General features: G+C 64.3%; 1 protein-coding gene. It reads right to left on the bottom strand.

The genetic code is table 11. The annotated features are described in order from the left end of the window. Positions 1-946: PLP-dependent aminotransferase family protein (locus F6S12_RS32250; protein WP_315869923.1), on the bottom strand; the 946-nt coding region annotated here is incomplete at its 3' end. Positions 947-949 lie beyond the last annotated feature (3 nt).

The raw sequence follows: 949 nt of genomic DNA on the forward strand, positions 1-949 counted from the left end.
TGCGTTCGGCCCAGGCCAGCAGCTCCAGGCGCCGGGCCAGGCTCATGATCACCCCGGTGGGGTACTGGTGGGACGGCGTGACATAGGCCAGGCGGCAGCTGTCCAGCTGCTCCAGCTGGCGGCAGTCGATGCCCTCCTGGTCCACCGCCACGCCCTGCAACTGCGCACCCGCCAGGGCGAACGCATGCCCCGCGGCGCGGTAGCCGGGGTTTTCCACAGCCACCCGGTCGCCGGGCTCCACCAGCAGCTGTGCACAAAGGCTGATGCCCTGCTGCGCGCCACTGGTGATCACAATTTGTTCAGCCGTGCAGTTCAGGCCCCGAGCGCTGCGCAGGTAGGCGGCGATCAGGCTGCGCAGCCGCGGATCGCCCGCCGAGTCCCCGTAGCACAATTGCCCGAGGTCTGGCCTGCGCCAGAAAGCCGCATTCAGCTTGGCCCAGACCTCGAACGGGAACAGATCGAAGGCTGGCACGCCAACCCGAAAAGCCCTTGGCGGCCCCTTGGGCGGGGTACTCAAATGATGGGTTTGCAGGCGCTGCCAGCCACTGCTGTGGATAACTTTACTGGATAAATCACCAGCAATTTCTGTCTGTTTTGTGGATAAACCTGTGGGTAAGCCTGTTGAAAACCCTGTGGATACTTTTGTGGATAGTTTTTTGATCGGCAATCGGGTTTCCGGCAATTGCGCCACATAGGTGCCGTCACCGACCCGCCCTTCGATAAAACCCTCGGCGTACAGCTGGTCATAGGCCCGCACCACGCTGTTGCGGGAAATCCCCAGGGCGGCGGCCAGGTCGCGGCTGGCAGGCAGGCGCGTACCACTGGCCAGGCGTCCGTCCAGCACCCGCTGTCGCAAGGCCTGGTACAGCTGGCGACTGAGGCCCTGGCGGCGGTCCAGCTCGATACCGGCCGGATTGAAGGACAACGGGGGTACGGCACTGTTCATCGA

This window comes from Pseudomonas sp. JV245A (assembly GCF_032424515.1).
In the GTDB taxonomy this organism is placed as follows: Bacteria; Pseudomonadota; Gammaproteobacteria; order Pseudomonadales; family Pseudomonadaceae; genus Aquipseudomonas; species Aquipseudomonas protegens.